Annotated in this window: 22 protein-coding genes; 12 read left to right on the top strand and 10 right to left on the bottom strand. The window is 70.1% G+C overall.

The window, feature by feature from the left end:
- Nucleotides 1-66 precede the first annotated feature (66 nt).
- From glnE to AC1ECW_RS11320, 3 genes are read left to right on the top strand one after another with little or no spacing between them, the layout of a single operon-like run.
- The gene (glnE, locus tag AC1ECW_RS11330) at nt 67-2,817 is read left to right on the top strand and encodes a bifunctional [glutamate--ammonia ligase]-adenylyl-L-tyrosine phosphorylase/[glutamate--ammonia-ligase] adenylyltransferase (protein ID WP_481201863.1); all 2,751 of its coding nucleotides are present in this window, start codon (nt 67-69) and stop codon (nt 2,815-2,817) included.
- Nucleotides 2,793-3,425 carry a rhombosortase gene (gene rrtA, locus AC1ECW_RS11325; protein ID WP_481201862.1) on the top strand — a complete coding sequence of 211 codons (633 nt, stop codon included), beginning with the start codon at nt 2,793-2,795 and terminating at the stop codon, nt 3,423-3,425. Before glnE ends, rrtA begins: the two co-directional genes overlap by 25 nt.
- Nucleotides 3,426-3,482: 57 nt before the next feature.
- The gene (locus AC1ECW_RS11320) at nt 3,483-4,142 is read left to right on the top strand and encodes a glutathione S-transferase family protein (RefSeq protein ID WP_481201861.1); all 660 of its coding nucleotides are present in this window, start codon (nt 3,483-3,485) and stop codon (nt 4,140-4,142) included.
- A 6-nt stretch (nt 4,143-4,148) separates the two neighbouring features.
- On the opposite strand, the gene sugE is transcribed toward AC1ECW_RS11320, so the two are convergent.
- From sugE to AC1ECW_RS11275, 9 genes are all read right to left on the bottom strand, one after another.
- A complete protein-coding gene (gene sugE, locus AC1ECW_RS11315) occupies nt 4,149-4,463 on the bottom strand; it encodes a quaternary ammonium compound efflux SMR transporter SugE (RefSeq protein WP_481201860.1) in 315 nt (104 codons plus the stop codon).
- Nucleotides 4,464-4,763: 300 nt separating this feature from the next.
- Nucleotides 4,764-4,889, bottom strand: a complete 126-nt coding sequence (locus AC1ECW_RS11310) for a hypothetical protein (RefSeq protein WP_409663802.1) — start codon at nt 4,887-4,889, stop codon at nt 4,764-4,766.
- A 463-nt stretch (nt 4,890-5,352) separates the two neighbouring features.
- Nucleotides 5,353-6,306, bottom strand: a complete 954-nt coding sequence (locus tag AC1ECW_RS11305) for a hypothetical protein (RefSeq protein WP_481201859.1) — start codon at nt 6,304-6,306, stop codon at nt 5,353-5,355.
- A 3-nt stretch (nt 6,307-6,309) separates the two neighbouring features.
- Entirely contained in the window at nt 6,310-7,788 is a 1,479-nt protein-coding gene (locus AC1ECW_RS11300; RefSeq protein ID WP_481201858.1) for a hypothetical protein, read from the bottom strand.
- Nucleotides 7,785-10,643 (bottom strand): type VI secretion system Vgr family protein, encoded by a 2,859-nt coding sequence (locus AC1ECW_RS11295; RefSeq protein ID WP_481201857.1) that lies wholly within the window; start codon nt 10,641-10,643, stop codon nt 7,785-7,787. The genes AC1ECW_RS11300 and AC1ECW_RS11295 overlap by 4 nt, the downstream gene beginning before the upstream one ends.
- A gap of 255 nt (nt 10,644-10,898) precedes the next feature.
- Nucleotides 10,899-11,771, bottom strand: a complete 873-nt coding sequence (locus AC1ECW_RS11290; protein WP_481201856.1) for a ferritin family protein — start codon at nt 11,769-11,771, stop codon at nt 10,899-10,901.
- An 82-nt stretch (nt 11,772-11,853) separates the two neighbouring features.
- Nucleotides 11,854-13,401, bottom strand: coding sequence for a cryptochrome/photolyase family protein (locus AC1ECW_RS11285; protein WP_481201855.1), 1,548 nt, complete (start codon nt 13,399-13,401; stop codon nt 11,854-11,856).
- Nucleotides 13,398-13,559 (bottom strand): DUF2256 domain-containing protein, encoded by a 162-nt coding sequence (locus tag AC1ECW_RS11280; protein WP_409705692.1) that lies wholly within the window; start codon nt 13,557-13,559, stop codon nt 13,398-13,400. The genes AC1ECW_RS11285 and AC1ECW_RS11280 overlap by 4 nt, the downstream gene beginning before the upstream one ends.
- A 10-nt stretch (nt 13,560-13,569) precedes the next feature.
- Nucleotides 13,570-14,547 (bottom strand): MerR family transcriptional regulator, encoded by a 978-nt coding sequence (locus AC1ECW_RS11275; RefSeq protein WP_409705695.1) that lies wholly within the window; start codon nt 14,545-14,547, stop codon nt 13,570-13,572.
- Nucleotides 14,548-15,022: 475 nt separating this feature from the next.
- Here AC1ECW_RS11275 and AC1ECW_RS11270 point away from each other — a divergent pair, with 475 nt between their 5' ends.
- Genes AC1ECW_RS11270 through AC1ECW_RS11230 form a run of 9 tightly spaced genes read left to right on the top strand, consistent with a single transcriptional unit; the run spans nt 15,023 to nt 22,976 of the window.
- A complete protein-coding gene (locus AC1ECW_RS11270; protein ID WP_481201854.1) occupies nt 15,023-16,339 on the top strand; it encodes an NAD(P)/FAD-dependent oxidoreductase in 1,317 nt (438 codons plus the stop codon).
- The gene (locus AC1ECW_RS11265) at nt 16,336-17,115 is read left to right on the top strand and encodes a DUF1365 domain-containing protein (RefSeq protein ID WP_409705701.1); all 780 of its coding nucleotides are present in this window, start codon (nt 16,336-16,338) and stop codon (nt 17,113-17,115) included. Before AC1ECW_RS11270 ends, AC1ECW_RS11265 begins: the two co-directional genes overlap by 4 nt.
- On the top strand, nt 17,112-18,347 hold the full coding sequence (locus tag AC1ECW_RS11260) for a class I SAM-dependent methyltransferase (protein WP_409705704.1): 1,236 nt from the start codon (nt 17,112-17,114) through the stop codon (nt 18,345-18,347). Before AC1ECW_RS11265 ends, AC1ECW_RS11260 begins: the two co-directional genes overlap by 4 nt.
- Entirely contained in the window at nt 18,344-18,898 is a 555-nt protein-coding gene (locus AC1ECW_RS11255; protein WP_409705707.1) for a chalcone isomerase family protein, read from the top strand. The genes AC1ECW_RS11260 and AC1ECW_RS11255 overlap by 4 nt, the downstream gene beginning before the upstream one ends.
- Complete coding sequence (locus AC1ECW_RS11250; RefSeq protein WP_481201853.1) at nt 18,895-20,223, top strand: MFS transporter; 1,329 nt, start codon at nt 18,895-18,897, stop codon at nt 20,221-20,223. Before AC1ECW_RS11255 ends, AC1ECW_RS11250 begins: the two co-directional genes overlap by 4 nt.
- Nucleotides 20,220-20,756 carry a DUF3833 domain-containing protein gene (locus AC1ECW_RS11245; RefSeq protein WP_409705713.1) on the top strand — a complete coding sequence of 179 codons (537 nt, stop codon included), beginning with the start codon at nt 20,220-20,222 and terminating at the stop codon, nt 20,754-20,756. Before AC1ECW_RS11250 ends, AC1ECW_RS11245 begins: the two co-directional genes overlap by 4 nt.
- A 9-nt stretch (nt 20,757-20,765) precedes the next feature.
- The gene (locus AC1ECW_RS11240) at nt 20,766-21,539 is read left to right on the top strand and encodes an SDR family NAD(P)-dependent oxidoreductase (protein ID WP_409705716.1); all 774 of its coding nucleotides are present in this window, start codon (nt 20,766-20,768) and stop codon (nt 21,537-21,539) included.
- A 37-nt stretch (nt 21,540-21,576) separates the two neighbouring features.
- Nucleotides 21,577-22,014 carry a nuclear transport factor 2 family protein gene (locus AC1ECW_RS11235; RefSeq protein ID WP_409705719.1) on the top strand — a complete coding sequence of 146 codons (438 nt, stop codon included), beginning with the start codon at nt 21,577-21,579 and terminating at the stop codon, nt 22,012-22,014.
- Nucleotides 22,011-22,976: an NAD(P)/FAD-dependent oxidoreductase gene (locus tag AC1ECW_RS11230; protein WP_409705722.1), complete on the top strand. Its 966-nt coding sequence runs from the start codon at nt 22,011-22,013 to the stop codon at nt 22,974-22,976. The genes AC1ECW_RS11235 and AC1ECW_RS11230 overlap by 4 nt, the downstream gene beginning before the upstream one ends.
- Nucleotides 22,977-23,040: 64 nt before the next feature.
- Here the strand turns inward: AC1ECW_RS11230 and corA are convergent, their stop codons facing one another.
- Nucleotides 23,041-24,003, bottom strand: a complete 963-nt coding sequence (corA, locus tag AC1ECW_RS11225; protein WP_409705725.1) for a magnesium/cobalt transporter CorA — start codon at nt 24,001-24,003, stop codon at nt 23,041-23,043.
- Nucleotide 24,004: the final 1 nt, after the last annotated feature.

Raw genomic sequence — 24,004 nt, 5'->3', positions numbered from 1 at the left:
CGGCACCCTGCGCGAAGGTGCGCTCGCAATCTAGCACAGGCATCAGGTCAGACCCCGGGACGGGCCATGGGTTTCAGCGAAGTTGTCACTGGCGGTAGCTCCGCCGCCGCCCCCCGGGTGGGGGCTGAGCACTCCCGCTTCGTGCAACGGGTGCGCCGTCGTCATGGCGATATCCTGGCGCTGCTGCCTCCTGGCCTGCCCGACCCGGCCCGCATCGAGACCCTGATCGACGCCCTGCTCGATCGCGGACTGGCGCTCGGAGCTGCGCTGCGACAGGCCCGCCAGCTCACGCTGGAACGCCTGGCCGTGCTCGACATCGAAGGCGCCGCGACCATGCCCGAGATCGGCCTGGCGATGACGGCCCTGGCGGAGGTGACGCTCGACCGGGCGCTGGCTGCCGCCCTGGCCGAGCAGGACGAACGCCACGGCGCCCCGCTGAACGAGGCCGGGCAACGCATCGACTTCTGGGTCGTGGGCATGGGCAAGCTCGGCGGGCGCGAGCTCAACGTGTCGTCCGACATCGACCTGGTCTACGTCTACGAGGAGGCCGGCACGACCGCCGGCAACGCCCAGGGCAGCGGCCGCATCTCGGCGCACGAGTATTTCTCGCAGGTGGCACGCAGCCTGTACACGCTCATCGGCGACACCACCGAGGACGGCTTCGTCTTTCGCGTCGACCTGGCCCTGCGGCCCAATGGCAACTCCGGGCCGCCGGTGGTGAGCCTGGCGATGCTGGAGGAGTACTTCCTCGTGCAGGGGCGCGAGTGGGAGCGCTTTGCCTGGCTCAAGAGCCGCGTGGTGGCGCCGCGCGCCTCGGTGGCCTCGGGCCGGGCGCTGCAGCTGCGCGACGTGGTCATCCCCTTCGTGTTCCGCCGCTACCTCGACTACGGTGTCTTCGAGGGGCTGCGTGGCCTGCATCGTAAGGTGCGCGAGGAAGCCGCACGCCGCGCTGCCGGCCGGCCCGAGCGCGCCAACGACGTGAAGCTCTCACGCGGCGGCATCCGCGAGATCGAGTTCATCGTGCAGCTGCTGCAGGTGGTGCGCGGTGGGCAATACCCCGAGATCCGCACGCGCTCGACGCTGCGCGCGCTGGAACGACTCGCTCAGGTGGGCGTGATGGAGCCTGCGACGGCGCAGCGGCTCGCCCAGGCCTACATCTTCCTGCGTCAGGTCGAGCACCGCATCCAGTACCTCGACGACCAACAGACCCACCAATTGCCCACCAACGACGAGGATTTACGCTGGATCGCCGGCAGCCTGGGACTGGCGTGCAGCCGCGATGCCTGCGAGCTGATGGACCGGCTGCTCGAAGTGCGCGAGTTCGTGGCGCTGGAGTTCGATGCCTTGCTGCACGATGGCCAGTCTCCCAAGCCCACGGGCTGCAAGGGCTGCGGCCAAACCCTGCCGGCGCTGGACAGCGAGGCCTTGCTCGAGCGGCTGCCGCCGGCCCTGGCCGAGCGCGTCAAGCCCTGGGTGGCCCAGCCGCGCATCACGGCCTTGCGCGAGGACAGCAAGCAGCGGCTGGCCAAGCTCGTGCTGCGCTCGGCCCGTTGCGTCGAACAAGGCGAGATCCCCGACGAGGCGGCCGTTCGTTTCATCGACTGGCTCGAACCCCTGTTGCGCCGGGAGAGCTACATCGCGATGCTGGTCGAGCGGCCCGAGGTGCAGCAACGCCTGCTGCGTCTGCTGGGCCTGGCGCGCTGGCCGATGCGCTACCTGATGCGCCACCCCGGCGTGATCGACGAGCTGGCCGACCCGCGCCTGATCTACACCCGTTTCGACCCGGCCGGCTTCGTGCACGACCTGGAGCAACGCCACGAGGCCTGGACGCGCTCGGGACAGGCCGACGAAGAGGCCCTGCTCGACACCCTGCGCCGCGCCCACCATGCCGAGGTCTTCCGCACCCTGGTGCGCGACGTCGAGGGCCACATCACCGTCGAGCAGGTGGCCGACGACCTCTCGGCCCTGGCCGACGCCACCGTGGAATGCACCCTGCGCTGGGCCTGGCCGCACCTGCGCCAGCGCCATGCCGAGCAGCCGCGCTTTGCCGTCATCGCCTACGGCAAGCTCGGCGGCAAGGAGCTGGGCTACGGCAGCGACCTCGACCTCGTCTTCCTCTTCGACGACGAGGACGAGCGTGCCCCCGAGGCCTATGCCGCCTTCGCGCGCAAGCTCATCACCTGGCTGACGCTGCGCACCAGTGCCGGCGAGCTCTTCGAAATCGACACGGCGCTGCGCCCCAACGGCAATTCCGGCCTGCTCGTGACCTCGCTGGCCTCTTTCGAGGCCTACCAGAAGGGCCGCGGCAGCAACACCGCCTGGACCTGGGAGCACCAGGCCATCACACGGGCACGCTTTTGTGCCGGCGCGCCCGACATCGGTGCGCGCTTCGAGCAGGTGCGCCGCGAGGTGATCGCCGCCCCGCGCGATGCCGCCGCGGTGCGCGAGGAGATCCGCACGATGCGCGCCAAGGTGCGCGAGGCCCATCCGGTCAAGCCCGGACTCTTCGACGTCAAGCACAGCGAAGGCGGCATGATGGATGCCGAGTTCGCGGTGCAATGCCTGGTGCTCGCCCACGGCGCCACCCACCCCGAGCTGCACGACGACGTGGGCAACATCGCGCTGCTGCAGCGCGCGGAAAGCGCCGGGCTGCTGTCCAGCGGCACGGGCCGTGCGGCGGCCGATGCCTACCGCGAACTGCGTCGGGCCCAGCACCGCGCCCGCCTGGACGAGCGGCCCACGCAGTTTCCGTCCGACCAGTTCGCCGCGCCACGCGAGGCGGTGCGCACCCTGTGGCGCGAGGTTTTCGGCGGCTGAGCGCCCCCGGCGCCGCTTGGGCCGCACTGGCGGCCGTGGCGGCCCTGGGCTCGCTGCTGGCCGCCGGGGCCGGCCTGGCCGGCGCCCCCGCCCACGAGAGCCTTGCCTGGCTGCGCAGCGCCCCCGGCCAGGTCTGGCGCTGCTGGACGGCCGCCTTCGTGCACCTGGGGGCCGCCCATCTGGGCGCCAACCTGGCCGGCAGCGCCCTGCTGGGCCTGCTGGGCTGGCAGGCCCGGCTGCCCGTCTCGGCCGCGGTGGCCTGGGCCCTGGCCTGGCCGTTCACCCATGCCCTGCTGTGGCTGGCCGCCCAGCCCGATCGCTACCTGGGCCTGTCGGGCGTGCTGCACGCCGGCGTCGCGGTGGGGGCCGTGATGCTGCTCGGACGCCCCGGCGGGGGCTGGCGGGGGCTGGGAGGGGGCCTGGCCCTGGGCCTGACCGCCAAGCTCGCCCTGGAGGCCCCCTGGAAAGGCGCCGTCCAGGTCTCGCCCGACTGGTCCTTTCCGGTGGCTGTGGGGGCCCATGCCGCCGGCGCCGTCGCCGGGACCCTGTGCGCCATCGTCGTGCGGCTCGCGCTTCGCTGGGCGGGCACGGTGTCGCCAAGGCGATAGCGCGCCGCGCCCGCCCGGTTTGCACTTGCGGCTTCCACTGCTTTCAGGAGAACTCCGATGTTCGTGCTCTGCGGTTTCCCCTTGTCCAACTACTACAACAAGGTCAAGCTGGCCCTGCTGGAAAAGGGCGTGCCCTTCACTGAGGAAGACGTGGCCACCGGCGAGCCCGCGCGTTCGGCCGGTTCGCCGCTGGGCAAGGTGCCGTTCGCCCGCACCGAGCACGGCGTGATCTGCGAGAGCGAGGCCCTGATGGACTACATCGAGACGCGCTGGCCCACCCCGGCGCTGCTGCCTGCCGACCCCTGGCAGCGCGCCAAGGTGCGCGAGCTGACGATCTTCCTCGACCTGCACCTGGAACTGGTGGCGCGCGAGCTTTACCCCCAGGCCTTTTTCGGCGGCAGCGTGAGCGAGAAGAATCGAGAGCGCGTGCGAGCGCTGTTGGACAAGCACCTGACCGGCTTCCAGCGGCTCGCGAAGTTTGCACCCTATGTGGCCGGCGAGCACTTCACGCAGGCCGACTGCGCGGCCTATGTGCACCTGCCGCTGGTGGCCCTGTCGACCAAGCTGGTGCTGGGCGAGGACCTCGTGGCCGCGCACGGCATCGACTGGAAGGCCTATGTGAAGCTCGTGGGCGAACGGCCCAGCGCCCAGAAGGTCACGGCCGACCGCAAGGCCGACCAGGCGCGGCGGGCCGCGAACGCTTCCCGGCCTTCCTGAGCGCGCTCAGCCCACCAGCTTGAGCCCCAGGATGCCGACGATGATCAGGCCCACGCACAGCAGGCGCAGCAGCGTGGCACTGTCGCCGAAGAGCACGATGCCCAGGATCACAGTGCCCACCGCACCGATGCCCGTCCACACGGCATAGGCGGTGCCCACCGGCAGCTCGCGCATGGCCAGCCCCAGCAGTACGACGCTGGCGACCATGGCCGTCACGGTCAGCGCCGAGGGCCAGAAGCGGCTGAAGCCGTCGGTGTATTTCAGGCCGATGGCCCAGGCCACCTCGAACAGGCCGGCGATGAAGAGCAGGATCCAGGACATGGCAACATTCCCCTCGTGAAAGGCCGCGATGCTATCGGGATAGGGCCCGATCATCGCTGATCGGGCCCCTCCCACACCACCCGGCATGCGGGTCCGCACCGGGCGGTTCGAGAAGTTGAGGTCAGGACAATCGTGGGACTCCCAGGCGGTCGAAGTAGGCAGTCGGCAAGACCCGGTTCAGGCCCATGGCGCTGTTGCGCCACCAGCGGCGGGCGTGGCCCGCGATGCGGGCTGCCAGATCCGCGCTCGCGCCCAACCGGCACAGTTCCCGCAAGACCGTTGTCCCCCGGCGCCCCTGCTTCAACTGCACGGCACGTAGCCGGTGTCACAGCCACTCGTCCAGTTCGCGATGACCTTGGGGGTCTGCGCCAGCCGGTCCATCAGGATGTCGTGATTCACGCGGTCGAAGAATCTCTCCAGGTCCACGTCCACCACCTACCGATAGCCAGCCTGCACATACTGCTGCGCCTGCATCACCACCCCATGCGTACCGCGTCCCGACCTGAAACCGTGGCTTTGCGCGCTGACCGTCGGGGCGATGAGGGGCGATCGCCGCATTGACGTCACCTGGCCTTTGGCCACGAGAGCTTCGCAGTCACATGCCTGCTCGCCCTGGCCGGCGCTGCCTCCGATGCGGTTCGTGTACATCGGCTCACGGTTGACGCTCCGCGCTTCCTCCCCACGCTCGGTCACCCTCACGCAGTTGCGCCTCGCTCGCCTCGCTGTGGCCAATTCGGCCGGGAACTCACACCCCGAAGATCGCACCCATGCTGGGTGCACAAAGAAATGCCCCCGCAGGCCGAGCCTGCGAGGGCCAAGGCCCGGCCCTCCAGGGAGGTGATGATTCATTGGCCGGGCGGAGTGACTCAAAAGAACGAAGAACGGCGGCTCAATCCCCCTGCCGCTCGTCCCACTGCCAGATGGTCAGGCCGTAGTCGGCGTGCAAGTCGGGCATGATCTGGCCGGCCTGGAAGTGACGGCGGCTGTCGGCCTTGGCGGGGGTGAACCACCAGCCCGTGCGCGGGCAGGGCTGGCCGGCGTCGCACTTGAGCCGCAGCGCCGCCGGCCCGGCCTGCGGCAGCCAGTGGCTGCCGCCTTCGTCGGCCACGCGCTCGACCAGCGTCCACACGGTGGGCTCGCGGCGGCTTTGCGGCATGGTGTCGTCCGGGTCGCGCAGCAAGTCCTCGGCGTTTGTGCACACCTCGGTCTCGATGGCCTTCTGGCCCTCAATGAGCAAGGCTGCGGCGGCGGGCCCGGCCTCGGGCAGGTAGATGCCCGTCTTCGGCACCTTCTCGCCGCTGCGCACCCGCACCGCCTCGTGGAGCCGGTACACCGGCCAACTGGCCGGTGGGTTCAATGGGCCGCGTGACGGTTCGTGATACGCAAAACTCAGATCCCCGAAATCCCAACTCCCCTGCTCGGTATGGGAGATGTTGGAGGCCATTTTCCAGGAGGCACGTAGGGCCGCCATGTAGCGATCCTGATACGGCTGCGCCATCCAGTCGATGTGATAGTCGCGGTTGATGGACGCGAAGGTCGTGCGCACGTTGCCCGCAAACCCCAATCCATCCAGATCGCCATGTGAGATACGGATATAACCGTCGTTCAAGCCGGCCAGCGCCCACTGCATGTTCGGAATCACCCTCTCGCCCCACACCGCGTCAGGCTGCTGGTGCAGCGGGCGGCTGCGATAGTCCGGCGGGAGGTGACGCATGAACTCGGCCAGCGCCTCTTCGGCGGCCTTGACACACTCGGCGAAGTGGTCGCGCATCTGGCCAAAGTAGTCGAGCGAGCTGTAGCGCTCCAGCAGATAGATCTCTTGCGGAATCAACGGAATGGTCATGGCTCAGTTCGCTTCGAACCAGTTGTGTTGCAAGATGGGCACGCCCACCAGATCGACCTGGATGTCGCCCTCGTCATACCCCCAGCCGGTGAACTGGCGCGGGCCCAGGTGCTGGCGCTTGAGATCGGCCGGGTTCACCACGATCTGCTCGGCGCCGCCGTCGAGCCAGTACAGATTGCCCTGGGCATCGGCCTGCACAGGCCGGCCGTTTCGATCTTTGAGTTCTTGTGACGCCGTGGTCCCCCGCCACACCCTCAAGCCCTCGCCGGGCGGCACGGTGTAGGTGACGAACTCGCCATTGTGGTTCCAGTGGCGCCACACGGCGAACCGCTGGCGCCACTCGGGCTTGCTGCGCAGTTGATCAAACTCGGCCTGGGTCATCCAGCACAGGCTGTTGTCGTTGCTCTTGGGGTCCACCACCCGGTACAGCACCGTGCCTGGCGGCAACACATCGGGGCGCACGGTGTGGAAGGTACTGAACGCATTGGTCAAGGGCGGAGGCGCGTTCTCGCTGATGTCGAAATGCCCGCGAGGCACTTGCGGAGCTTTCCTGAGCGCCCGGTACTTCGCCGCCTTCCCCACCACCACCCACTCCGGCTTGCTCTTGCGCAGCACCTCGATCTCGGCATCCAGGCTGAAGCGGTTGAAGTTGTGAGGCGTGAGGCTGTTGGTCTGCGCCCGGTAGTTCAGGCGATGCTCAACATCCAACCTTTGCGCCAGGCGGTTGAGCCAGTTCTGTACCGGCTGGACTGCCTGGGCCAGGGCGCGGTCAGCCTGGCGACGCACGCCATCGAGCATCTGCAGGGTCTGCTGGGCGCGGCGAGCCAGGTCCGAGCCTCCCCAGAGCTTGACCATCTCCAGCAATTGGCGCGCCGGGCCCAACGCGCTGTCCATGGCAGACGTCAGTCGTCTCACCTGCAGTTGGGCTGCGACGTTGCGCGTTTGCTCGGCCAGGTAGCGGTAAGGCTGATCGATGCGCAGGACAGAGAGTGCCCGGCGCACCTCGGGGCGGGCGAGGTGGTCGTTGAGCTTGGCGATGCCATGTTCGACGTAGGGCCGCGTGGCTTGCCACATGTCGCTGTCCAGCGCCTGGCGGCCGGCGTTGAAGACCGCCTTGCGCCCATACGCAAACAGGATCTTCAGGCATCCCTTGGCCAGGCTGCCCAGGGTCGGGAACAGGCCGATCAGGGTGAGCACCAAGGCCACCCAGGCCCATTGGTTGGTGCGGTCCTCGTGGATCTTCTTGCAGTTGGCGATGAGGTCACGCACGTCGCAGACCTGATCCACCAGAGGGATCATCGAGATCACCGTCCCGGTGACCACCTGGGCGGTGGTCTGCTCCTCGGCAAAATCGCCTTGCAGCACCACCCAGATCCATTCGGCGGCGGCCCCGAGGTCTTGCCGGGCGCTTTGCAGCCACCGTCCCGGCGCGGACCGGAACCATCCCAGCGCGTTTTCCAGATCCTCCCAGGTGGCGCTCATGGCCGGCCTCCGAGCTTGGCCTGTGCCGCTGCCACCACGTCGCTCAGCGCGGGCCATGGCTTCTCGGGTTGCGGCTGGCGAGGCTCATACTCCACGTGCAGCGCCTGCGCAGGCACGTTCTCGTGCCGTGCGTGGCCTTGTGCATCGAGCTGGCCGCTGACGACGACATGGCCCTCGAAGAAGATCTTGTAGCCCTGCCCCGCCATGGGTTCACCGTCCGGCCCCGAGTGGCGAATGGCGATCCAATTGGGGGGCCGATCGAGCTCCCCCTCAGGCAAATGCGGCAGCTCCGCCGCCGCACGGCTGCCCCCGCCCCACTCATGGGTGGCCGCCTGCACGGTGAAGGCGCCCGGGCAGGTGAAGGTGATGTCTCCGCCGTCGAGCACGATGCGGCTCGATCCGCAGGTGAGCTCGATGCGCGTTTGGGCCTGGACGTGGATCTCGTCGTGGGTGCTGGTGATCGTGGCCTGGCGATCGGCGTGGATGGACAGCGTGTCGGTGTGCGCGCGCAGGCTCAGCGCCCCGGCGGCAGCCTTGAACTGCAGGCCGTGGTCGTGGGCGTACAGGCTCACCGTGCCGCCGGCAATCGTGCTGGCGGTGTGGGCGGCGGTGTGTTGCACGTCGCCTTGGGCCACCCAGCTGTGGTCTTGCCCGGCGAAGGCCACCGCGCTGGCTTCGGTGCTGAACAGGGCGCTGGCGGCCGCATCGAAGAGCATGAGCGGCTGCGCAAACCGCGGCACCGGGTCGCCCGGGGCGCGGCTGCCGGGCTGGGCCTGGCGCGGGTCTTGGCCGCCGACCGCTTGCGTGTGGCGCCCGTCCTGGGCGGGGTCGATGCGGCGCAAGAACTCCTGCCAGGCAGCACCGGGGTCGTGGCTGTGCAGCGGCTGGGCCGCTTGAGGCCGGGCGGCCTCAGCCAGGCGAGCGCCCAGCTCGTGCGCGGCCTTCGCTTGCGCCAGGGCCTCCTGGCTGTCCATCTGGGCGCCTTGCACGCTGTCGCCGTGGGCCGCTCGGGCGGTGCTCGACAGCAGCAAGCCGGATCCGGCGCGCACGATGGTCCAGCCCGCGCTGGCCAGCTCGAAGCCCGAGCCGCGCCAGGGCCCGCGTTGCGCGCCCGTGGGGGCTTGTTGGATGAGGTGGCCCAGGCCCAGCTCGCTCATCGTGTGGGTGCACAAAAAGCGCATGCGCAGCTGGCCGGTGGCGTCGTCGATCGCCCAGGCGTTGTGGCCCTCACCGCTCAGGCTGTGGCTGAGCCAGCCCGACACCGTGCCGGGGTGGTTGACGCCCGAGCCCTCGCCGGCGGCATAGGGCGGGGGGTCGGCTTCGTTGTAGAGCTGGCCCACGATGAGGGGACGGTCGATGTCGCCGTCGAGGAAGTCGACCAGCACTTCGGTGCCCACGCGCGGGACGAACACGGCGCCCCAGTTGGGGCCGGCCACGCCTTGGGCCACGCGCACCCAGGCGCTGGCGCGCTCGTCGCCCGGGGCGTGACCCTGGGCATCGACGGGGCTGTCGTGGCCCAGGCCGCCGCTCAGCGGGCGTTGCCCGCGCTGCCAGGGAAACTGGAGCTTCACGCACGCGTTGCGCTCGGTGTGCACCGGCGCGCCTTCCACCCCGGTGACCACGGCGGCTTGCACGCCCGGGGCCGCCGGCTTGGGGAGATCGGGCGGCACCCAGGGCTCTTGGGCGGGCTGGGCGATGAAGTGGTTGCTGTAGCGGCCGGTGGCGCTGTCGTCTTCGTCGGCAAACGCTGCATCACCGCCCCTGGGCAGGGCCGAGCCGAGGTTGTTGGTGATGTGGTGGGTGAGCTCGGTCAGGCGCCAGCGCCGGCCGGCCAGGGTGTCGTGGGAGCCCAGGTCGAAGAGCCCGCCGGGGGCGAACCGGCGCACGCTGCTGCGGCCTTCGAGACGCTGGGTGGGCTGCTGCAGGGCTTGGGCGCGGCGCTGGGCCTGCGCGTGGGCGTGGGCCGCATCGGTGTAGCGCTGCTGCCCGGCGCCGTCGTAGACGGCCAGCGCGGGCCAGTGCGGCGCGGCGCGGCCGGCGGCCTGGGCGGTGAGGCCGGCCAGGTGCTGGGGGTGCCAGCTGCCCAGCACGACTTCGGTGGGCCCGCCGCGGTGGTGCTCGGCGGCGGCGCTGAGGGCTTCGCGAGCCTGGGACCCCAGGCGCAGGTCGCCGCGCCCGAAGGGCACGGTGCCCAGATCGGCCGGCGCCGGCGCTTGGGCGTCGGTGATGACCATGAGGTGATGGGCCGGCTCGTCGCCTTGCGCGTCGTGGTGCTCGAAGTGGTAGCCCAGGCCTTCTTCGGCCAGCAGCCGCTCGATGAAGGCCTGGTCGCTCTCGCGGTACTGGCAGCACAGCTCGCGCACGGGCACGCGGCGGCGCACGTCCACGCGCCAGCGGGCCTGGGGGTGGTCGCGCAGCACGCCGGCGATGATGTCCAGCGCGTGGCGGTCTTGGTAGACGAAGCTGTCTCGGCGCGCACCCAGCAGGCTCAGCCAGGGGCCCACGGTGAGGCGGTAGCGCGCCAGCCCGCCGTCGGCCCCGCAGAACTGGGCGCCCAGCACGTGGCCGTGCCAGGCCCGCAGGCCCCCATCGGCGCATTGCAGCTGCAGTAGCAGCTCATGGCCCAGCCAGGCGGCCACGGGCAAGGCAGCCGCAGGGCTCAGGGCGTCGATCTCCAGGCAAAAGGGCTGGCTCAGCGCTTCGCGAATCACGGCCCGCTCGGGGATCAGGCCGGCCCGGGCCGCCCCTTCCAGGGCTTGGCACTGCAGGCGCAGCAGCCGCGTGGCTTGGCTGAAGGGCACGCCAAAGATCGAATCGAGGCGCGCTGGGGCGGCCTCGCGCAGCGACACGTCCATTCATCCTCCCTGGATGCGGCGGGTCCAGCCCGCTCGTGGTCACGTCATGGTCTCGGATGGAGCGGCGGGAGTATGTCCAGGGGACGCCCCTCCAGGGAAGGGGGCGGGGGTTGTTTTTACAAAGGGTTGCTTCGTGAAGCGAGCTGTTACCCGTACCGGGCGGCGCAGAGCATGCATCCGAACAAGCCGGCCCGCGGGCCGGTCGTGGCACGCCCTCCCAGACGGTGAAGGGTCGTCGGGCCGGGCGCTGAGGGATCAGGCCGGCTGAGGGGCGCTGCCCTCGGGGCGCGCCGAGGTTGCCAACTGGGCCGCCAGTTCCTTGCGAAAGCGGTTGAGCTCCTGCACGCTCTTGAAGCTGCGCTCCATCAGCAGGCTCATGTTGTGCAGGATGCGCTCGACGACCTTGCTCTCCCACACGGCGTCGAATTTGATCTGCTGATCGAGCCAGCGCTCCAGCCACTCGGGATTGGGCAGGCGGCTTTGCACGGTGTCGCGCGGGAAGAGCTTGGCGTTGACGTGCAGGTTCGTGGGGTGCAGGGCCTGGGCCGTGCGGCGCGCACTGGCCATCAGCACCCCCACCTTGGCAAAGGCCGCCTTGGCCTCGTCGCCGAAGCGGGCGATGGCGCGCTTCATGTAGCGCAGGTAGGCGCCGCCGTGGCGGGCCTCGTCGCGCGCCAGCGTTTCATAGATGGCCTTGATGACCGGCTCGGTGTGCCATTGGGCGGCGCGGCGGTACCAGTGGTTCAGCCGGATCTCGCCGCAAAAGTGCAGCATCAGGGTTTCCAGCGCGGGCGCCGGGTCGAACTCGAAGCGCACCTCGTGCAGCTCTTCTTCGGTGGGCACGAGGTCGGGGCGGAAGCGGCGCAGGTACTCCATCAGCACCAGCGAGTGCTTCTGCTCCTCGAAGAACCACACGCTCATGAAGGCCGAGAAGTCGCTGTCGTCACGGTTGTCGCGCAGGAACATCTCGGTGGCCGGCAGCGCCGCCCACTCGGTGATGGCGTTCATCTTGATGGTCTGGGCCTGCTCATCGCTGAGCTTGGACGCATCGAACTGGTCCCAGGGGATGTCCCGCTCCATGTTCCAGCGCACGGCTTCGAGTTGCTTGAAAAGCTCGGGGTACAGCATGTCGGTTCCTGTGGCGACAAAAGTGCAATGAGAGGCTGGCTCGGAGCGTTCTACGCACCGCCCGGACCGGCGGACGCAAGCCCTAGAGGCGGTCGAGGTTTTGCAGCAGATCCTGCGCCGTCTCGCGCAGGGCCTGGCGCTCGGCCTCGCTCCAACGGTCCAGGTGCATCGTCATGGGCCGCGTGCGGGGGTTGGCGCGCAACGCCAACCGGTGATTGTCCAGGAAGTGCCAATACAAGATGGTGAAAGGGCAGGCCCGGGGCCCGGTTTTCTCTTTGGGGCGATATTCGCACGTTTTGCAGAGATTGCTCTGCCGGTCGATGTAGGCCCCGGAAGCCACATACGGTTTGCTCGTGAAGCGTCCGCCGTTGGCGTGCAAGGCCATTCCGAGGGTGTTGGGCGTCTCGACCCATTCCACCGCATCGATGTAGACCGCCCGGTACCAGTCGCTCACCTGGGCTGGCTCGATCTGGGCCAGGATGCCGAACAGGCCGGTCACCATGAGGCGCTGGATGTGGTGGGCGTAACCATGGGCCAAGGTCTGCGTCAGGGCCTCGCGCAGGCAGGCCATGCGTGTGTTGCCGGTCCAGTACCAGGCCGGCAGCGGCCGGTGGTGGCCGTAGTGGTTGGCCTGGCGCAGGCCCGGCATGTCCAGCCAGTACACGCCGCGGATGAATTCGCGCCAGCCGAGGATCTGGCGGATGAAGCCTTCCACGCCCGCCAGCGGCGCGCGCCCCTCGCGGTAGGCCGCTTCGGCCGCGGCGATCACCTCGCGCGGGTCCAGCAGGTGCAGGTTCAGGCTGGACGAGAGCAGCGAATGCCAGCCCCAGGGCGTGTCGGTCCACATCGCGTCCTGGTAGGGCCCGAAGCCCACCAGGCGGTGCTCGATGAAGCGCCGCAGCGCCGTACGCGCCTGGTCGGGCGTGACCGGCCAGGCGAAGTGGGTGAGCGAGCCGGGGTGGTCGGCGAAGCGGCGCGCCACGAGCGCCAGCACCTCCTGCGTGATCGCATCGGGCAGGAACCGGGCGGGCGGCGGGATGGCCCCGGGGCCGCCCTTCGGGTAGGGCTGGCGGTTGTCGGCGTCGAAGTTCCAGGCGCCGCCTTCGGGCCCGCCCTGGGCGTCCAGCAGCACCCGGTGCGCGCGACGCATCTCGCGGTAGAAATGCTCCATGCGCAGGGACTTGCGCCCCTGGGCCCAGCGGGCGAAACGCTCGCGCGAGCACAGGAAATGCGGGTCGGCCCACCAGCGCAGCGGCACGCCCGCCTGTGCCGCGGTGGCCTCGATCAGCCGCTCGATGCGCCACTCGCCCGGCTCCATCACCCACAGCTCGCTGGGCTGCAGGCGGCGCAGGGTCTGGGCCAGGCGGTGCTCCAAACCCGCCGGCGCCTCGGGCGCTTCGCTTTCCAGGTCGAGGTAGTCCACCGTCCAGCCCCGCTCGCGCAAGGCGTCACGGTGATGGCGCATGGCCGCCAGGAAGAGCGCGATGCGGGCCTGGTGGCTCCAGACGGCGGTGGCCTCGCCGGCGGTCTCGATCATCAGCACCCGGTCGCGCGCCGCGTCGAGCGCCGCCAGGGCCGGGTGCTCGGGCGCCAACTGGTCGCCCAAGATGAGCAGGACGCGCCCGGTCATCGCGGCGGTGCACGCCGCGCCTCGCGGCGACAGCGCTGGCTGCAGTAGCGCACCTCGTCCCACACCCGGGCCCAGCGCCGGCGCCAGCTCATCGGCCGGCCGCAGTGGGCGCAGGGCTTGTGGGGCAGGGCCTGCTTGTGACCACGCCATCCCGGCATGCCCGGCTCCTCAGCCGGCGGCGGCCGAGGCGCGCCAGGCGGCCACGGCCGGCCCCAGGTCGGACAGGCTGGCCAGCGGCATGATGCCGGACCGGGGGTGCTGGCTCAGCCAACGGTGCATCCCGCCGACCCAGAGCTGCACCGGTTCGGGCAGGGCCGCGCGCAACACCGTCAGGCCCTCGAGCACCGAGCGTCGCGCTGGCGCCGACGCGAAGCTCAGGGCCAGGATGTCCGAGCGGTGCGCCCGCGCGGCCTGCGCCAGGTCGTCCAGCGGGGTCTGCACGCCCAGCGAGAGGCAATCGCAGCCCTCCAGCGCCAGCAGGGCCTCGGCCATCAGCAGGCCCAGACCATGGGCCTCGCCGGGGAAGGTGCTCAGCAGCACGCGCGGCCGGGCCCCGGCGGCCGGCACCGGCACGCTGGCGATGGCCTGACGCAACACGCCCTGCATGACCTCGGAGAACACATGCTCCTGGTAGACCTGGAGCTGGCCGCGCATCCAGGCCTGCCCGACCGCCAGCGCAAACGGCAGGGCCTTGCCGGTGACGAAGCGGGCCAGGCCCTCGCGCAACTGGGCCTGGGACAACTCGCGCCGCAGCGTGGCCACCTCCAGCCCGCCCAGCCGGTCCAGCCAGCGAGCGATTTCGGGGTCCGTAGCCGGGACCGACTGAACGCGGCTGCGGTCGATCAGGGCCTGCAGCTCCTCCACCGGACGGGTCATCAGCCGGCCGGGACGATGACCAGCCCCGATCAGGCGCTGCAGCAGGCGCAGCTTGTGCACCTGCTCAGGCGGGTAGACCCGCTCGCCCGCCGCATCCCGCAGCGGCCGGGGAAAGCCGTAGCGCCGCTCCCAGATGCGCAGGACGTCCTTGCTCAGGCCGGTGTCCCGCTCGACCGCGGCAATCGACGACATCGCGCCGCCGCCGCGGCCGGGGGCCTCTTCGGCGGCGTCCAACCCGGGGGTGGGCGACAAGGTCTGCATCTTGTCCATGACACTTCATCTCCGGGCCGGCATTCGCATCCCGGCATGTCCCATTTCAAGCCAACAGCCCCGGGCAGTCCAGGCGCTCCCCCCTGGACAAACCCGAAGCCCCTCAAATTCTGCTGGACAAATGAACCATTCGATGCAAAATGATACTACACAGTTATATTCAGAACCGCAAAGTACAACCATGACCCTGTCGCCCCTCTCCCCCCCCCTGATCGACGGCCTGGCCTGCCGCGGGGGAACTTCCCGTGCGGCAGCGTCTCTGATGCAACACGGGCATGCGCGTCGGCAGCGGTCGACCCGCTCGCCCGCAAATCCGGTTTTTGTGCTGCGAAGACGGCCGGCGGTGCCGGTTGCAATCCCGAGGCGTCTCTCCTCCTCCTCCCTCCCTCCCTCCTTCGTCTCGGGGCGCTTCGCAGCACCTTTGTCTTCCAGCCTCGCCGCCGGGCGGCGGGCCCGGGCTTGCTGAGGGATGGCCATGCGACGCATCGCCATCGTCGGCTCGGGCATCGCAGGCCTGGCCGCGGCCCACCGGCTGGCCCCCCATGCCCAGGTCACGCTTTTCGAGGCCGGCGACTACTTTGGCGGCCACACCCACACGGTGGACGTGACCCTGCCCGATCGGTCCGGCCGGCCGGTGACTCATGGTGTGGACACGGGCTTCCTGGTCTTCAACCACCGCACCTACCCGGAGCTGGTCAAGCTCTTTGCCGAGTTGCAGGTGGACACGGCCGCCTCGGACATGTCGTTCTCGGTGCAACTGCCCGCGCTCGACCTCGAATGGAGCGGCAGCAACCTCGACACGGTCTTTGCGCAACGCCGCAACCTGTGGCGAGCGGCCTTCTGGCGCATGCTGCGCGACCTGCTGCGCTTCAACCGCGTGACCACCGAGCTGGCGCGCCAGGGTGCAGACGCCGCCCTGGCCGAACCCATCGGCGCCTTCCTCGACCGCCACGGCTTCGGCCCCGAGTTCCGCGAGTGGTACTTCCTGCCCATGGTGGCGTGCATCTGGTCCTGCCCGGCCGGGCAGATGCTGCGCTTTCCGATCGGCACGATGATCCGCTTCTGCCACAACCACGGACTCCTCCAGATCACCGACCGGCCGCAGTGGTACACCGTGCGCGGCGGCGCCAAGCACTACGTCGCCAAGATCCTCGCAGGCCTGGCCGATGCCCGGCTGAACACGCCCGTGCGCCAAGTGCGCCGCGTGCCGTCCAGTCACGGCGAGGGCGGCGTGGTCGTGAGCACCGAGCGCGGCAGCGAACGCTTCGACGAGGTCGTGCTGGCCTGCCACGCCGACCAGGCCCTGGCCCTGATTGCCGACCCGCTGCCCCAGGAGCGCGAGCTGCTGGGCGCCATCGGCTACCACCCCAACGTGGCCGTGCTGCACACCGACACCACGCTGATGCCGCGGCGCCGCAAGGCCTGGGCGGCCTGGAATTACGAGCGCGCGCATGACACCGGCCGCGAAGCCGGTGCGGTGTGCCTGCATTACTGGCTGAACCGGCTCCAGCCGCTGCCCTTCCGCGACGAGGTGATCGTCTCGCTCAATCCGGTGCGCGCGCCGCGGCCCGAGACCGTGCTGGGCCGCTATGAATACGCCCATCCGGTGTTCGACCTGTCGGCGGTGGCCGCGCAGCGCCGCCTGAGCGAGATCCAGGGCCTGGGCCGGGTGTGGTACTGCGGCGCCTGGGCAGGCTATGGCTTCCATGAGGACGGGCTGAAGTCCGGCCTGGCGGTGGCGCGCAGCCTGCTCGAGCGCGGGCAGCATGATGCCGTGAGGGTGGCCGCATGAACCGCCACCCGGCGCGTGCACTCATCGGCTTCGGCCAGGTGCGGCACACGCGCTTGCGCCCCGCACGCAACGCGTTCGCCTACCCCACCTACTTTCTGCTGCTGCCCATGCGCAGCCTGGCCCGTGAGCCCGACCCGGTGCTGCCGCGCAACCGCTTCGGCCTGATCAGCTTCCACGACGCCGACCATGGCGACGGCCGTGGCGATGCGCTGGGCTGGCTCGAGGACTTGTTGGCCGGTGAAGGCCTCACCGACATCGACGGCGAGGTGTGGTTGCACACCTATCCGCGCGTACTGGGCTATGTGTTCAAGCCAGTGAGCTTCTGGTACTGCCACCGCCGCGACGGCTCGCTGGCGGCCATCGTGGCCGAGGTGAACAACACTTTCGGCGAACGCCACTGCTACCTGCTGGCGGGGCCTGGGCTCGGCTGGGGCCGCGAGCTGCAGGCCCGCAAGGTCTTCCACGTCTCGCCCTTTTGCAAGGTGGAAGGGCGCTACCGCTTCCGCTTCCTGCGCACGCCGGCCGATGGCGTGCATCCGGCACGCACCGTGGCGCGTATCGACCACGACGATGCGCAAGGCCCGCTGCTGCTGACCAGCGTCAGCGGGGTGCTGGAGCCGCTCACGCGCACCAGCCTGCGCCGCGCCTTCTTCGGCCACCCGCTGATGAGCGTGGGCGTCATCGCGCGCATCCACTGGCAGGCCCTGAAGCTCTGGATCAAGCGGGTGCCTTTCTTCTCCAAGCCCGAACCGCCCGAATCCCTGGTGACGCGATGAACCACACGACGACGACCTCCGCCCTCGCACAAGGCCTGCGGCAACTGCCGTCTTCGGCCCCGGCAGCTGCCCGCACGGTGCTGCGCATGCTCTCGCACCTGCGCCACGGCAGCCTGGACGTGCAACTGCCCGACGGCAGCACGGCCCACTTCGGCACGCCCGAAGGCCCGCGCGCGGCCCTGAGGCTGCACAACTGGAATGTCTGCGCGCTGGCGCTGAAGTCCGGCGACATCGGCTTTGCCGAGAGCTATATCGCCGGCGACTGGACCACGCCCGACCTGCCGGCCCTGATCCGGCTGTTCATCGCCAACCGCGAGGACATCGAATCCGTCGTGTACGGCACCTGGTGGGGCCGGCTGCTGTACCGCTTGCGCCACCGGCTCAACCGCAACTCGCGCGAAGGCAGCCGCAGGAACATCCACGCCCACTACGACCTGGGCAACGAGTTCTACCGCCTGTGGCTCGACCCGAGCATGACCTACTCCAGCGCCTGGTTCGAGGGGCGCTACGACCGCCCGCTGACCGAGGCCCAGGAGGCCAAGGTGCGCCGCGCGTTGCGCGAGTGCGGCCTGCGCCCGGGCGACCGCCTGCTGGAAATCGGCTGCGGCTGGGGCGGGCTGGCCGAGGTGGCCACCACCGAGTTCGACGTCCACGTCACTGGCGTCACGCTCTCGACCGAACAGCTCCGTTACGCCCAGGACCGTCTGGCCGCACTGGATCGCTCGCACCAGGCCGACCTGCGCCTGCAGGACTACCGCGACATCGACGACGGCCCCTTCGACGCGATCTGCTCGATCGAGATGTTCGAGGCCGTGGGCCGCGAGTACTGGGACGACTACTTCGCCACCCTGGCCCGCCAGCTCAAGCCGGGCGGTCGTGCGTGCATCCAGAGCATCACCATCCGCGACGACCTGTTCGAGCGCTACGTGCGCGGCACCGACTTCATCCAGCAGTACATCTTCCCCGGTGGACTGCTGCCCAGCCCCCGCGAGTTCCGCGCGCATGCGAACAAAGCCGGCCTGGAGGTGGTCAACGAGCTGGCCTTCGGCGCCGACTATGCCGAGACGCTGCGCCGCTGGCGCGAACGCTTCCTGGCCGAGGACACCCGCGTGCGCAAACTGGGCTTCGACACCCGCTTCATGCGCATCTGGGAGTTCTACCTCGCCTACTGCGAAGCCGCGTTTGCGATGGGCAACACCGACGTCATCCAGTTCACGTTGCGCAAGCCATGAAGCGAAGGGCCGTGCTCGCACTCGGTGGCCTCGCCTGGGTGGCGGCACGAGCCGGCGTGCCCGCACCGCCGCCCGAGGTGCAGCGGGTGTGGCCCGAGGTCAGACTGCAAGGGCAGGCGCGCATGACCTTCCTCGGCCTGCGTGTCTACGACGCCCGCCTGTGGGTGCCCTCCCAGGCCGATGCACAGCGCTACGAGGACGCCCCGCTGGCCCTGGCGCTGCACTACCTGCGCCGGCTGAATGGAGCGGCTATCGCTGAGCGCTCGATCACCGAGATGCGCCGTGTGGGGGCCTTCTCCGAAGCCCAGGCCGGCGCCTGGCTGGAGGCAATGAAGCGTGCCTTTCCGGACGTGGGTGACGGCGACCGGCTGGTGGGGCTGCACCTGCCCGGCCGGGGTGCCCGCTTCTACTTCAATGGCCAGCGCACCGCCGAGATCGACGACCCCGAGTTCGCACGCCTGTTCTTCGGCATCTGGTTGTCGCCGCGCACCTCGGAGCCGCGCTTGCGGGAGCAACTGCTCGGCCGCTCGGGCCGCGAGGGCGCCCCATGAGCTTGCGCACGGCCATGCCCCGTCTTTCCGGCGCCACGCCCTCGTCCCGGCACAACGAGCCCGCGGCAGGGGCCTGGACGGGCCATCCGCTCCAGGGCCTGTCCTACGGCGCCCTGGGCCTGCCACTGGCCTTCGTGGCCCTGCCCTTGTACGTGGTGCTGCCGGCCCACTATGCCGCCGAGTTCGGCGTGCCGCTGGCGCTGCTGGGCGCGGTGCTGCTGGGCGCCCGCCTGGCCGACGCCCTGGTCGACCCCTGGATCGGCCGTGTCGTGGACGGGCTGTTCCACCGCTCGGCCCGCCGGGCATGGGTGGTGGCGCTGGCCATGGGTGGGGTGCTGGCGGCCGGCTTCGCGGCCCTCTTCTTCCCTCCCGTGCAGGGCACCGCGCCGCTGCTGGCCTGGTGCGCCGCCCTGCTGCTCGTCACCTATTTCAGCTATAGCGCCCTGAGCGTGACCCACCAGGCCTGGGGCGCGATGCTGGGCGGAGGCGCCGGCCAGCGGGCGGGCGTGGTGGCCTGGCGCGAGGGCTTTGCGCTCGGGGGCGTGCTGGTGGCCAGCGTGCTGCCCAGCGTGGCCGGCATGGGCGTCACCGCCACCGTCTTTGCCGTGCTGCTGGCCGCCGGCCTGTGGGCGCTGGGCCGGGCGCCGCAGCCGCGCAGCGCGCCGGTGCTGCGCGACCCGAGCCAGGTGCGCCCCTGGCGCGTGGGCGGCTTCCGCCGGCTGCTGCTCATCTACCTGCTCAACGGCATTGCCAGCGCCATCCCGGCCACGCTGGTGCTCTTCTTCATCCGCGACCGCCTGCAGGCCGCCGCCTACGAGCCCCTCTTTCTTGCGCTGTACTTTGCGGCGGCCGCGCTGGCCGTGCCGCTGTGGGTGCGCGCGGTGGCGCGCTTCGGTCTGGCACGCAGTTGGCTGGCGGGCATGCTGCTGGCCGTGGCGGCCTTCGTGTGGGCCGCGACGCTGGGCAGCGGCGACGTGGTCGCCTACGCGCTCGTGTGCGCCGCCAGCGGCGTCGCCCTGGGCGCCGACCTGACCCTGCCGCCGGCGCTGCTGGCAGGTGTGATCCAGCGCGCCGGCCACCAGGGGCGCTCGGAAGGCGCCTACTTCGGCTGGTGGAATTTTGCAACCAAGCTCAACCTGGCCCTGGCCGCCGGAGCGGCCCTGCCGCTGCTGCAACTGGCCGGCTATGAGCCCGGCGCGCGTGATCCAGGCAGCCTGGCGGCCCTCACGCTGGCCTACTGCCTGCTGCCTTGTGGGCTGAAGCTCGCCGCCGCCGGCGCGCTGTATGGCTTGTGGATGCGGCATGACACCGGAGTGGAACGATGAAACGACGCCTTGTGCTGATGGGCGGTGCCGCCGCCGCGGCAACGCTGCTCAGCGGTTGCGCGAGCCAGACCCTCGACGCCTACGCCGGCGAGCGCCCGGAGCTGGACCTGCGCCGCTACTTCAACGGCCGGCTCACCGCCTACGGCATCTTCCAGGACCGCTCGGGCCAGGTGGTGCGCCGCTTCACCGTGGTGATGGATGGCCGCTGGGACGGCGACCAGGGCGTGCTCGACGAGGCCTTCACCTACAGCGACGGCCGCACCGAGCGCCGCGTGTGGCGCCTCACGCGCCAGGCCGACGGCCGCTACACCGGCCGCGCCGACGACGTGGTGGGCGAGGCCAGCGGCCAGGTGCGCGGCAACGCCTTCCACTGGCGCTACACGCTGCGCCTGCCGGTCGATGGCCGCACCTACGACGTGCAGTTCGACGACTGGATGTACCTGATGGACGAGCGCGTGATGCTCAACAAGGCGGTGATGAGCAAGTTCGGCATCCGCCTGGGCGAAGTCACCCTCACCTTCGTGAAACCCTGAAAGTCCGCCATGGCCCTCAATCCCAAGCTCACCGACTGGCAAGGCCGTACCGCCTGGCTGGTGGGCGCGTCCACCGGCATCGGCCGCGCCACCGCGGCCGCCCTGCACGCCCGTGGCGCCCGTGTCATCGTGTCGGCGCGCAACGTGCAGGCGCTCGAGGCCTTCACCGCCCAGCACCCGGGCAGTGAATTCATCGCCCTGGACGCCACGAACCGCGAAGCCCTGCGCGCCGCAGCCCAGGACCTGGCCGAGCGCCATGGCCGGCTGGACCTGGTGGTCTATTGCGCCGGCCACTACCGCGCGATGCGTGCCACCGCCTTCGACCTGGACGAGGCCCTGCGCCACCAGCAGGTCAACTATGTGGGCGCGCTCTACCTGCTCGATGCCGTGCTGCCGGTGCTGCAGCGCCAGCGCAGCGGCCACCTGAGCCTGGTGGCCAGTGTGGCCGGCTACCGCGGCCTGCCCAACTCGCTGGCCTATGGCCCGACCAAGGCCGCATTGATCAACCTGGCCGAGACGCTCTACCTCGATCTCGAACCCCTGGGCGTGGGCGTCTCGGTGATCAACCCCGGCTTCGTCGAGACCCCGCTGACGGCACAGAACCGCTTCCGCATGCCCGCGCTGCTCACCCCCGAGCAAGCCGCCCAAGCCATGCTCGACGGCTGGGCGCGCGGGCGCTTCGAGATCCACTTCCCGCGCCGCTTCACGCTGTGGCTCAAGGCCTTGCGCTCCCTGCGCGACAGCGTCTATTTCGCCGCGGTGCGCCGGGCCACCGGCCTGTGAAGGCCTGGGCCGGGCGCCGGCCCTACACTGCCGCCCCATGATGACCCACGATGACCCACGCGTGCAGCGCGTGATCGACTTCTTCGAAGCCCTCACCCCCGAGTCGGTGGCCCACTTCGGCCGCTACTACACGGACAACTGCCACTTCAAGGACCCCTTCAACGAGGTGCGGGGCCTGGCCGAGGTGCAGCGCATCTTCCACCACATGGACGTGGCGCTGCGCGAGCCGCGCTTCGTGGTGACGGCCGCCGTTGCGCAGGGCGACCAGTGCTTCCTCACCTGGGATTTCCTCTTTCGCTTGCGTCGCTACAGCGACGCCCCCCAGGTGGTGCGTGGCGCCTCCCACCTGGTGTTCGCCCCCGACGGCCGCATCGCCGTGCACCGTGACTACTGGGATGCTGCCGAGGAGCTCTATGAAAAGCTGCCGGTGGTGGGCCTGTTGATGCGTTGGCTCAAGCGGAGGGCCCGCGCATGACGATCTCCCGCGTCGCCCTCATCGGCGCCGGCCTGGCCGGCCTGACCTGCGCGCATGAACTCGCCGCCGCCGGTGTGCAGGTGCAGCTCTTCGACAAGAGCCGCGGCCCTGGCGGGCGCCTGTCCACGCGGCGCAGCCCGGCCGGCCCCTTTGACCATGGCGGTGCCGACTTTGCAGCTGTCGGCAGCGACTTCGCGCAACAGGTCGAACAGTGGACACAGGCCGGCTGGCTCGCGCGCGTGGACGATACGCGCCACACCGGCATGGGCAGCATGAACGCCTTGCCGCGCGCCCTGGCCCAAGGCCTGCCCGTGCAGCTCGAAGCCGAGATCGCCGCGATCGAACCCGACTCACAGGGCCTCTGGAAGCTGCGGGCCCACCAGGCCGTGCCCGGCCTGGCCGAGCAGGTCTTCGACGCCGTCGTGGTGGCCGTGCCCGCCGAGCAGGCCGTGCCTCTGCTGGGCGCGGCCCCGGCCCTGGCCGACGCCGTGCGCCCGGTGCGCAGCGACCCCACCTGGACGGTGATGGCCGCCTGGCCGCTGCCCCTGCCCGCGCGCAGCGACCGCCTGCGGCCGGCCACGGGCCCCTTGCGCGAGGCGCGCCGCGACGACACCCGCCCGGGCCGCGAGCGTGTGGCGGGGGTGGGCTGCCGCTGGGTGCTGCACGCCACGCCCGACTGGAGCGCCCACAACCTCGACGCCCCGCCCGAGCAGGTGCTGCGCCGCCTGCTGGAGGCTTTCAGCGAGGCGCTGGGTGTGCGCCTGGCCCGCCCGGTGCATGCCGTGGCCCACCGCTGGCGCTACGCCCAGGTGCCTGCGCCCCTGAGCGAGCCCTGCGGCTGGGACGCCGCCTTGCGCATCGGCGCTTGCGGCGACGGCTGGCATGGCGCAACGGGCGCCGAAGGCGTCGAGCGCGCCTGGCTCAGCGCACGCGCCCTGGCCCAACGTCTGCTCAACGGCTGAACGGGGGGACGCTGCGCTGCGCCTGGTCCCCAGCGCGGCGCACCAGGGCCTCGGTCCGGGGGTGCTACTTGAGCCAACCCTTCTTGCGGAAGTACCAAAACGGCGCGATCACCGTCATCGCCATGAGCGCCAGCGAGAACGGATAGCCGTACTTCCATTGCAGCTCGGGCATGTACTCGAAGTTCATGCCGTAGATGCTGGCCACCAAGGTCGGCGGCAGCAGGGCCACGCTGGCCACCGAGAAGATACGGATGATCTTGTTCTGGTTGATGTTGATGAAGCCGACCGTGGCATCCATCAGGAAGTTGATCTTGTCGAACAGGAAGGCGGTGTGCGAGTCGAGCGAATCGATGTCGCGCATGATCTGGCGCGCCTCCTCGAACTGCTCGGCATTGAGCAGCCGCGAGCGCATCAGGAAGCTCACCGCACGGCGCGTGTCCATCACGTTGCGGCGGATGCGGCCGTTCAGGTCCTCCTCGCGGGCGATGGCAGCCAGGGCCTCGGCGGCGGCGGTGTCGTTGACCTCCTCCTTGAGCACCAGGGCGCTGACCTTCTCCAGCGAGTCGTAGATGCCCTCGAGCGAGTCGGCCGAGTACTCGGCGTCGGCATCGTAGAGCTTGAGCAGCACGTCCTTGGCGTCCTCGATCAGCCCGGGCATGCGCCGCGCGCGCAGTCGCAGCAGACGGAACACGGGCAGGTCGTGGTCATGGATCGAGAACAGGATGTTGCGATGCAGGATGAAGGCCACACGCACGTTGCGCGAGGTGTCGTCCTCGTCGATCAGGAAGTCCGAGCGGATGTGCAGCTCGCCGTTGTCTTCCTCGTAAAAGCGGGCCGATTCCTCCAGGTCCTCGTCCACCACGTCCTGCGGGATGCTGACACCGAAGCGCCCGGCGATCCAGCCCTTCTCCTCGGGCGTGGGCGCTTCGAGATCCACCCACACCGGCTGCACCTGTGCCAGCGCCTCGGGGCGATCGATCTCCTGCTGGACGAGCCGGCCGTTGGCCAGCGTAAAGACGTTGAGCATG

It is taken from the genome of Caldimonas hydrothermalis, from assembly GCF_056746695.1.
Note: the sequence above shows the minus strand (reverse complement) of the source record. Positions and strands in the feature narration are given on the sequence as shown.

Excerpts from the sequence above, each read along its gene's own strand:
- glnE (WP_481201863.1), top strand. The coding sequence starts at position 67 with ATGGGTTTCAGCGAAGTTGTCACTGGCGGTAGCTCCGCCGCCGCCCCC.
- AC1ECW_RS11320 (WP_481201861.1), top strand. The coding sequence starts at position 3,483 with ATGTTCGTGCTCTGCGGTTTCCCCTTGTCCAACTACTACAACAAGGTC.
- sugE (WP_481201860.1), bottom strand. The coding sequence starts at position 4,463 with ATGTCCTGGATCCTGCTCTTCATCGCCGGCCTGTTCGAGGTGGCCTGG.
- AC1ECW_RS11305 (WP_481201859.1), bottom strand. The coding sequence starts at position 6,306 with ATGACCATTCCGTTGATTCCGCAAGAGATCTATCTGCTGGAGCGCTAC.
- AC1ECW_RS11300 (WP_481201858.1), bottom strand. The coding sequence starts at position 7,788 with ATGAGCGCCACCTGGGAGGATCTGGAAAACGCGCTGGGATGGTTCCGG.
- AC1ECW_RS11295 (WP_481201857.1), bottom strand. The coding sequence starts at position 10,643 with ATGGACGTGTCGCTGCGCGAGGCCGCCCCAGCGCGCCTCGATTCGATC.
- AC1ECW_RS11290 (WP_481201856.1), bottom strand. The coding sequence starts at position 11,771 with ATGCTGTACCCCGAGCTTTTCAAGCAACTCGAAGCCGTGCGCTGGAAC.
- AC1ECW_RS11285 (WP_481201855.1), bottom strand. The coding sequence starts at position 13,401 with ATGACCGGGCGCGTCCTGCTCATCTTGGGCGACCAGTTGGCGCCCGAG.
- AC1ECW_RS11280 (WP_409705692.1), bottom strand. The coding sequence starts at position 13,559 with ATGCCGGGATGGCGTGGTCACAAGCAGGCCCTGCCCCACAAGCCCTGC.
- AC1ECW_RS11275 (WP_409705695.1), bottom strand. The coding sequence starts at position 14,547 with ATGGACAAGATGCAGACCTTGTCGCCCACCCCCGGGTTGGACGCCGCC.
- AC1ECW_RS11270 (WP_481201854.1), top strand. The coding sequence starts at position 15,023 with ATGCGACGCATCGCCATCGTCGGCTCGGGCATCGCAGGCCTGGCCGCG.
- AC1ECW_RS11265 (WP_409705701.1), top strand. The coding sequence starts at position 16,336 with ATGAACCGCCACCCGGCGCGTGCACTCATCGGCTTCGGCCAGGTGCGG.
- AC1ECW_RS11260 (WP_409705704.1), top strand. The coding sequence starts at position 17,112 with ATGAACCACACGACGACGACCTCCGCCCTCGCACAAGGCCTGCGGCAA.
- AC1ECW_RS11255 (WP_409705707.1), top strand. The coding sequence starts at position 18,344 with ATGAAGCGAAGGGCCGTGCTCGCACTCGGTGGCCTCGCCTGGGTGGCG.
- AC1ECW_RS11250 (WP_481201853.1), top strand. The coding sequence starts at position 18,895 with ATGAGCTTGCGCACGGCCATGCCCCGTCTTTCCGGCGCCACGCCCTCG.
- AC1ECW_RS11245 (WP_409705713.1), top strand. The coding sequence starts at position 20,220 with ATGAAACGACGCCTTGTGCTGATGGGCGGTGCCGCCGCCGCGGCAACG.
- AC1ECW_RS11240 (WP_409705716.1), top strand. The coding sequence starts at position 20,766 with ATGGCCCTCAATCCCAAGCTCACCGACTGGCAAGGCCGTACCGCCTGG.
- AC1ECW_RS11235 (WP_409705719.1), top strand. The coding sequence starts at position 21,577 with ATGATGACCCACGATGACCCACGCGTGCAGCGCGTGATCGACTTCTTC.
- AC1ECW_RS11230 (WP_409705722.1), top strand. The coding sequence starts at position 22,011 with ATGACGATCTCCCGCGTCGCCCTCATCGGCGCCGGCCTGGCCGGCCTG.
- corA (WP_409705725.1), bottom strand. The coding sequence starts at position 24,003 with ATGCTCAACGTCTTTACGCTGGCCAACGGCCGGCTCGTCCAGCAGGAG.